1 protein-coding gene is annotated in these 404 nt (G+C 50.7%); it reads right to left on the bottom strand.

Annotation, left to right across the window (positions count from 1 at the left end):
* A partial coding sequence (locus tag AC3XQU_RS23110) for a hypothetical protein (RefSeq protein WP_489876494.1) occupies positions 1 to 183 on the bottom strand: 183 nt, incomplete at its 3' end.
* Between the last annotated feature and the right edge of the window lie 221 nt (positions 184 to 404).

Here is a 404-nt window from a genome sequence, read left to right as displayed (position 1 = left end):
AAATCCATTCCGAAAATGCCCCAAACTGACACCAATAGCCGTGCCGGCAATAACATGGAATAGCGCCAGCGCCCAATCAGCCGCTGAAGCGTTTTCTAAGTGTTCCGGTAGGGGGAACAGATAGAACCGTGCTACAACAGCCGCGAGCACAGGAATCCATACAAACCGTTTAAACCCCACCATGTGAAAACCTTCCCCGATGAAGATTTGCGCCCTGACACTGCACAAAATAAATTCATAACGCGTACGCGTAATATAGCAGCATTGAAATTAGATTACAGCAGCGCTTAAGTCACAACTCGAGGCTTTGCATCAGGCACCTGATCGGCGGATGACTTGTCTGCAAGGCGGGTAAACGGTGTAACGGTCCACCCGCGTGGAGTGGACAAAGTGAGCAGCCCGAT

It is taken from the genome of Telluria sp. AZSoR62 (assembly GCF_058111565.1).
This window is presented reverse-complemented; position numbering and strand designations above follow the sequence as displayed.